At 42.5% G+C, this 7,219-nt stretch carries 7 protein-coding genes; 6 read left to right on the top strand and 1 reads right to left on the bottom strand.

What is annotated here, in order from left to right:
• Positions 1-421: 421 nt before the first annotated feature.
• The 5 genes from WS34_RS13690 (at position 422) to rfbB (ending at position 5,098) form a co-directional block, all read left to right on the top strand.
• Positions 422-1,507, top strand: a complete 1,086-nt coding sequence (locus WS34_RS13690; RefSeq protein WP_046405486.1) for an MraY family glycosyltransferase — start codon at positions 422-424, stop codon at positions 1,505-1,507.
• A gap of 74 nt (positions 1,508-1,581) precedes the next feature.
• Positions 1,582-2,454: a glucose-1-phosphate thymidylyltransferase RfbA gene (rfbA, locus tag WS34_RS13685; RefSeq protein WP_013611231.1), complete on the top strand. Its 873-nt coding sequence runs from the start codon at positions 1,582-1,584 to the stop codon at positions 2,452-2,454.
• Between the two features lie 30 nt (positions 2,455-2,484).
• On the top strand, positions 2,485-3,036 hold the full coding sequence (gene rfbC / locus WS34_RS13680) for a dTDP-4-dehydrorhamnose 3,5-epimerase (protein WP_046405485.1): 552 nt from the start codon (positions 2,485-2,487) through the stop codon (positions 3,034-3,036).
• A 126-nt stretch (positions 3,037-3,162) separates the two neighbouring features.
• Positions 3,163-4,044 (top strand): dTDP-4-dehydrorhamnose reductase, encoded by an 882-nt coding sequence (rfbD, locus tag WS34_RS13675; RefSeq protein ID WP_046405483.1) that lies wholly within the window; start codon positions 3,163-3,165, stop codon positions 4,042-4,044.
• A gap of 4 nt (positions 4,045-4,048) precedes the next feature.
• Positions 4,049-5,098, top strand: a complete 1,050-nt coding sequence (gene rfbB, locus WS34_RS13670) for a dTDP-glucose 4,6-dehydratase (protein ID WP_013611228.1) — start codon at positions 4,049-4,051, stop codon at positions 5,096-5,098.
• 52 nt (positions 5,099-5,150) lie between these two features.
• Here the strand turns inward: rfbB and WS34_RS13665 are convergent, their stop codons facing one another.
• Entirely contained in the window at positions 5,151-5,885 is a 735-nt protein-coding gene (locus WS34_RS13665) for a hypothetical protein (RefSeq protein ID WP_013611227.1), read from the bottom strand.
• A 259-nt stretch (positions 5,886-6,144) separates the two neighbouring features.
• Between WS34_RS13665 and WS34_RS13660 the strand changes: the two genes are divergently transcribed.
• Positions 6,145-7,219, top strand: a 1,075-nt coding sequence (locus WS34_RS13660; protein ID WP_046405482.1) for a Tle-like phospholipase domain-containing protein, incomplete at its 3' end; no start/stop codon positions are given.

Genomic DNA, 7,219 nt, shown 5'->3' with positions numbered 1-7,219 from the left:
GGAAGAACTGGATACTTTTCTGGAAAGATTGCAGGCGGTATTGAACGACCAGAAAACAGAAAAAGAAGATATTGTCGGAACGATGAAAGCATTTATCCCAAATTTTGAACATATGGAGAAAGGGAAAAACCTGGATCAGAAGATGTAACATTTATTTAAGAGCTAAATTGAGTGGAGTTTCATGACTTGGGATGAAACTCCATTTTTTTTATAGATTATTTGCTGGATTTTTAAATCAAATCATACATAAATATAGAATTTGTGAAAATTAACATTTGCATTTTATATTGCTATTCAGTGAGTTGTTGGGTGAGGGGCAGATTTATGACTTTTTTAAAGAATAAAAACGCGGTAGTTTTATAAAAGTATGTATTTTTGCAAAGATTGATTGGATATTGTATATTAGTTGTAAAATAGAGAGATGCTAAGTTTATTGTCAGATAATTGGAGATTGGTGCTATCGATGGTATTGGCTTTGTTGATCGGCTGGAATATTCGTGTGCCGGTGTTCAAGATGGCCATACTGAAGAATTTTGTGGATAAACCGAATAAACGTTCTTCACATACCGGGTGTGTTCCGAATATTGGGGGAATTGTTGTTTTTTTAGCTTTTTTGTGTTCATTTTTACTGTTTGTCAGATTCGATAGCCGGCCGGAATTTCAGTATGTTTTATTGGGGGCTATTTTAATTTTTCTGGTGGGTATTTATGACGATTTGCTGGAGATATCTCCTCGTAAAAAAGTTAAAGGAGAGATGTTGGGGGTTTTGGTACTGATTGTGGGAGGAGGGTTTTATCTGACTAATCTGCATGGTTTTCTCAGCTTCTACGAGATCAGCCCGTGGGTGGGTATTCCATTGACTTTTGTGGGTTTGGTCGGATTAATCAATGCGATCAATCTGATCGATGGAATCGATGGTTTGTGTTCGGGAATGGCCATGATCGATTGTATTTTTTTCGGTATTTGGTTTTATTATTGTGGACATATCGAGTATGCTTTGATGTGCGGGGTGTTGACTGCTGCCCTTATCCCTTTCTTTTTGATTAATTTGTTCGGAAAGCGTTCCAAGATGTTTATGGGGGATTCCGGTGCTTTGATGGTTGGATTTTTGCTTGGAGTGATGGCGATTAGATTTTGTGAAACGGATATCAATCTGAAAGGTATTTGTGCGGTAGAAGCAGCGCCCGGAGTGGTGTTCAGCGTATTGGCTATTCCGGTGATAGATACGTTGCGGTTGTTCGCTTCCCGCTGGATGAGAGGAAAATCTCCTTTTGCGCCCGATAAACGGCATTTGCATCATAAATTATTGACCATATATAACGGTGTGCATAAAAAAGCTACCTTTACTATTTTAGGTTTGAACCTGTTATTTATGGCATTCGCATATATCGGAAGAGACTGGAGAAATGAAATATTGGTCGGCGGAGATATCGTTCTGTTCGCTGTTATGTTCTATATTGTCGACCGGTTGGCAAAGAGAAAGTTAGCTCAGAAAGCTGCGAAATAAACGATTGCAGAGAATCGGTATTCGCCCGGAGATGATTCCGGGTTTTTTAGTTTTTATTTATAAAAAACGAGATCATGAAAGGTATAATATTAGCCGGAGGGTCCGGAACACGTTTGTATCCTATTACCAAGGGGGTTTCTAAACAGTTGTTGCCCATTTATGATAAGCCCATGATTTATTATCCGTTGTCTGTTTTGATGCTGGCCGGGATAAGAGAGATATTGGTGATTTCAACTCCTCAGGACTTGCCCGGTTTTCGTCGTCTTTTGGGAGAAGGAGAGGATTATGGAGTGAAGTTTACTTATGCGGAACAACCGAGTCCGGATGGGTTGGCTCAGGCTTTTATTATCGGCCGCGAATTTATCGGCAGTGATTCGGTTTGTCTGGTTTTGGGAGATAATATTTTTTATGGACAGAGCTTTTCACATATGTTGCAGGAAGCGGTGAGAAATGCCGAGGAGGAGAAGAAAGCCACGGTTTTCGGTTATTACGTCAATGATCCGCAACGATATGGGGTGGCGGAATTCGATGAGAAGGGAAATGTATTGAGTATAGAGGAAAAGCCTGTGCAGCCGAAATCGAATTATGCCGTAGTCGGATTGTATTTTTATCCGAATAAAGTAGTCGGGGTGGCTTCCGGAATAAAACCTTCGGCCAGAGGGGAACTGGAAATTACGACCGTCAATCAGACCTTTTTGCGAGACGAGGAATTGAAAGTACAGTTGTTGGGACGAGGTTTTGCGTGGCTGGATACCGGTACTCACGATTCTTTATCCGAAGCTTCGACCTTTGTAGAAGTGATCGAGAAAAGACAGGGCTTGAAAATTGCTTGTCCCGAAGAAATTGCCTATAAAAAAGGATGGATCGATGCCCGAAAATTGAGGGATTTGGCTGTTCCGATGGCAAAAAATCAGTATGGGCAATATTTATTGAAGTTACTTCGATAAATGCTGTTAGCAAGAATTAAAATAGTGGCTATGAAGGTGATTAAAACAAATATATCGGATGTCGTTATCCTGGAACCCCGGGTTTTCGGTGACGAGCGTGGCTATTTTTTCGAGAGTTTTTCCCAGCGTGAATTTAATGAGCAAGTGGCTGAGGTTACATTCGTCCAGGATAATGAGTCTAAATCGTCGTATGGGGTGGTAAGAGGTTTACACTACCAGTTGCCTCCTTACACTCAAGCGAAATTAGTCCGTGTGGTGGAAGGCGAAGTACTGGATGTTGTCGTGGATCTACGGAAAAATTCGGCTACTTTTGGAAAACATGTGGCCGTAGTCTTGTCTGGTGAAAATAAACGACAGTTTTTTATTCCTAAAGGATTTGCACATGGGTTCGCTGTGTTGAGTCCACAGGCGGTTTTTCAATATAAATGTGACAATTATTATGCTCCGCAGTATGAGAGTGGGATTCAGTTCGATGATCCGGCGCTGGGGATCGATTGGAAAATTCCTGAAGCAGAAATGATTCTCTCGGCAAAGGACAGAAAACATAAGGGATTGAGTGAGGCGTTTGTTTTTGAGGGGTAGGTTAGGGGAACGGAGAATGGAGAAATTGGGGGACTTTTAATAGTTGTAAAGGTTTCAGTGGTTGCGGGGGTGTGAGTCTCTGTTGTAGCCGCTGGTACTGGGAAATGTACATTTAATTTATAATTTATGGCGAATATATTGATTACAGGGGCTAACGGACAATTGGGTTCGGAGTTGAGAAAGATCGGTTTTTCCCCTTTGGATGAAGTGTTTTTTACAGATGTTGCCGAATTGGATATTACCGATTATACGGCGATCGAAAAGTTTATCCAGGTACATGAAGTGGATACGATTATCAACTGTGCGGCTTATACGGCTGTAGACCGGGCTGAAGACGAACCCGGGCCAGCTGCTGAAATTAATACCCAAGCCGTAGCAAATTTGGCAAAGGCGGCACAAAAGGAAGATTGTCTGCTGATTCATATCTCTACGGATTATGTATTCGACGGTACCGCAACGACACCTTATACAGAGAAAATAAAGACTTGTCCGGTCAGTGTGTACGGTAAGACCAAATTGGCCGGAGAAGAGGCGATCATCCGTTCCGGTTGTTTTTATATTATTATTCGTACCGCCTGGCTTTACTCCGCCTTCGGTCATAATTTTGTGAAAACCATTTTGCGCCTGGCAGAAGAGCGGCCGGAGATCAATGTGGTAAGCGATCAGATCGGTACTCCTACTTATGCAGAAGATCTGGCCAAAGCGATTGTCAAAATTATGGCTAACGATGATCGGGTAGAACATGAAGGGATTTATCATTACAGTAATGCCGGAGTCTGTTCGTGGTATGATTTCGCAGTTGAAATCGTACGGCTGAGCGGTTTGAACTGCCGGGTAAATCCGGTGACTACAGCCGAATATCCGACTAAAACACATCGGCCTGCTTATTCGGTATTGGATAAAACTAAAATAAAGCATACCTTTGGAGTCGAAGTGCCGGAGTGGCAAGAGGCGCTGAGGAGGATGATGGGGGAAATAAGTGGGGAACAGAGAAAGGAAAAAATATAAAGTTATGAAAAATATTTTAATTACCGGAGGTGCCGGTTTTATCGGTTCACATTTAGTACGGTTGATGGTAAATAAATATCCGGAGTATCGGATTATAAATCTGGATAAGTTGACTTATGCCGGGAATCTGGCTAATCTGAAAGATATTGAAAAGAAACCGAATTATGTGTTCGAGAAAGCCGATATTTGTGATTTTCCGGCCATACAGGCTATTTTTGAAAAGTATCAGGTCGATGGCGTTATTCATTTGGCTGCCGAAAGTCATGTAGATCGTTCGATCAAAGATCCGTTTTCTTTCGCTCAGACCAATGTGATGGGAACGTTGAGTATGTTGCAGGCTGCTAAATTAGCCTGGGAGGGCCATTTTGACGATAAGTTGTTTTACCATGTTTCGACCGACGAGGTGTACGGTGCTTTGCAACCCGGTAAGGAACTGTTTACCGAAAAGACCAAGTACGATCCGCATTCTCCTTATTCGGCTTCTAAAGCTTCGTCGGATCATTTTGTCCGGGCTTATCACGATACTTACGGTTTGCCGGTAAAGATCTCGAATTGTTCGAATAACTACGGTTCTTATCAGTTTCCCGAAAAATTGATTCCTTTGTTTATTAATAATATTCGTCATAATAAGCCGCTCCCGGTGTATGGAAAAGGAGAAAATGTCCGGGATTGGTTGTTTGTCGAAGATCATGCACGGGCTATCGATTTGATTTTTCATAAAGGGAAAGTCGGGGATACCTATAATATCGGCGGTTTTAACGAATGGAAGAATATCGATCTGATCAAAGTACTGATCAAGGTGACGGACCGTTTGCTGGGGCGTCCCGAAGGGGCTTCCGATCATTTGATCACTTATGTGACAGACCGGGCCGGGCACGATCTGCGCTATGCTATCGATTCAACAAAATTGAAAAATGAATTGGGCTGGGAACCTTCGCTACAATTTGAAGAAGGTATTGAAAAGACTGTGAAATGGTATTTGGAAAATCAGGAGTGGTTGGATAATGTGACGAGTGGAGATTATCAGAAATACTACGAGATGATGTACAAATAAGTCGAAGATGAAATAAAAAGCGATTTCCCGGCCCGAACGACCGGGAATTTTTTTAGTGAATAAAAGCCGGGTGAATATTTTGACCCGGTAATTTCAAGGTGTCAAAGACCAGCGTAGATTCGGCAGAATCGGTTTTTAGCAGGTTGTATACTTCTTTGGCGCGTTTGATTTCTTTCATCAGGTCGTTTTCGTTCAGTGCGTGTGCTGCGTCGCGTTGCAGTTGGTATTTATAGGCTTCCATGAATGTGTTGAAGGAAATTTTGTCTACATCGACACTGGATTTAACGGCGGTAAATGCCAATACGGATTCTATTTTTTGAGTGATACCTACTACAGTAACCTTGCGGATCCAGGATTTGACATCTATACGTACCAGTGCCAGACCATCGACCATGATGAAGTAGTCCGAATGTTCGGCTTGTACTCCTTCACCCGATCCCATCAGCATATTGATACCGGCTCCGATCAGTGCTCCGACTCCGGAGATTACGTTTTCACTACCTCCGGTGACGAAGCTTTTTATTGCATTAGTCGCTTCTCCGACGATTTTGGTGGAATCGTCTTTACAATAGGCCCTCATTTCCGAGGTGTCGGCAATGATATGGGTAATCGGAATGGTAGGGTTTTCGATAGTCCCGGCTGTGCGGATATTGTCTGCAATCTGCGTCTTGAAGTGATCACATTTGCTGGTTGCCAGTTCGAAAAGCAGGTTCAGGTTCAGCATGATTTCTTCTTTCTTTTCAGGTGCCGGATCGGCTTTTTTAATGGAATTTCTTAAACTAGACATGGCTTTTAAATTTAAAAATAAACTGTTGTTTTGTAAGCTTACCCGGCAAAAGTAGTCGGGATTAAAACGGAGGAGTAAATAATTTTTTAAGAGGTAGGTCATTGTTTGTAGATCGTTGGTTAGGTTATTTAAAAAGAAAAGCGGGTGGTTGATAAACTCCAATTGACAGTTTAAGAAAGGAAAGAGGATTTAAAAACAGGAGCTGTTATTTTTGGTACCGTAAGCTTACAGCAGTGTTATTCATTAAAAATTTTAAATCATGGAAAATCAAGAATTTGATATAGAACTTTTGGAAAAAAAGTTGGAAGAATATGAGCAGGCTGATTCGAATGTGCGAAGCGAAGAAGTACTCGAATTTGTGAAAAAAGTACTGGATATCACTTTACTCCAGCTCAGTAAAGGGAATGTATCGGATCGGGATATAGAAGAGGATATTCGGTTTGTCCGGGATGAAATCGGGAAACCGGACTTTTTGAAACAGTTGGTTCAGCATGTACAACAGGCTGCTGATAGGTGGGCCTCTGCATCAAAAGAGGAAAATGGACAAGATTACCTTTTCTCTGAATTGTGTCTTTTAATAAAGTTGGGAAGGAATGCCGTTTGTACGTTGGGCTTTTTATGTTGCAGAGAAGGAAAATTCGGGGTTTTATACGATTTTATGACGGCAGGAAATCAAGTGTTGGGTGGGTATTATGATTGGAAGACCCGGCTTAGATCGTATTTTATGAATCTGATCACCCCTTCTATGCTGGCAGAGGCTTTCGATTCTTTACGTCTGGGGAAAGTGGCTGTTCAGACAGCCGGTTGGCGGACGGACAATACCATGGCGGTCCCACAGCTGGTGTCCGATTATTTTCTTTATGTCGATAAAGCTTATGGAGACCGGTTGGATGTACATCTGCGGGGAGAAACCTTGGCTACGCCTGCTAGGCTGGGATTCCCCGCTGTAAAGTTCGACCTTTTTTATGACGGGAGCACCGGACTTTTTAAGTTGCCTTTCGGGTTTCAGGGCTGGTTCGGGCTGTGTGGTGAGAGAACTATCGTTGCCTTTGCTGGAACACGTCTTTTGCAGCTGGGGACGGTATTTACCGATGCAGAGCAAATTTTCGGTCCGAGTCTGATCTATGCCTGTGCTGTGGGGATGGTCGCTCTTGTGGCTCAGCATATGGGGCAAGGGAATTTGTTCGTGCTGGGACATTCTTTAGGAGGAGGGTTGACTCAATTCGCTGTTGCAGCCAATCGTTCGAATCATATTGAAGGGTGGGGATTCAATTCCGCCGGTTTATCGGAAACTTCTGTCAGAGCTTTGCTTACTGCTGCTGATGTAGCAGGTG

The organism is Odoribacter sp. N15.MGS-14, assembly GCF_000980245.1.
GTDB lineage: Bacteria > Bacteroidota > Bacteroidia > Bacteroidales > Marinifilaceae > Odoribacter > Odoribacter splanchnicus.
Note: the sequence above shows the minus strand (reverse complement) of the source record. Positions and strands in the feature narration are given on the sequence as shown.

Bases quoted from the DNA above. Each gene is read 5' to 3' on its own strand.
- WS34_RS13690 (WP_046405486.1), top strand. From the start codon at position 422: ATGCTAAGTTTATTGTCAGATAATTGGAGATTGGTGCTATCGATGGTA.
- rfbA (WP_013611231.1), top strand. From the start codon at position 1,582: ATGAAAGGTATAATATTAGCCGGAGGGTCCGGAACACGTTTGTATCCT.
- rfbC (WP_046405485.1), top strand. From the start codon at position 2,485: ATGAAGGTGATTAAAACAAATATATCGGATGTCGTTATCCTGGAACCC.
- rfbD (WP_046405483.1), top strand. From the start codon at position 3,163: ATGGCGAATATATTGATTACAGGGGCTAACGGACAATTGGGTTCGGAG.
- rfbB (WP_013611228.1), top strand. From the start codon at position 4,049: ATGAAAAATATTTTAATTACCGGAGGTGCCGGTTTTATCGGTTCACAT.
- WS34_RS13665 (WP_013611227.1), bottom strand. From the start codon at position 5,885: ATGTCTAGTTTAAGAAATTCCATTAAAAAAGCCGATCCGGCACCTGAA.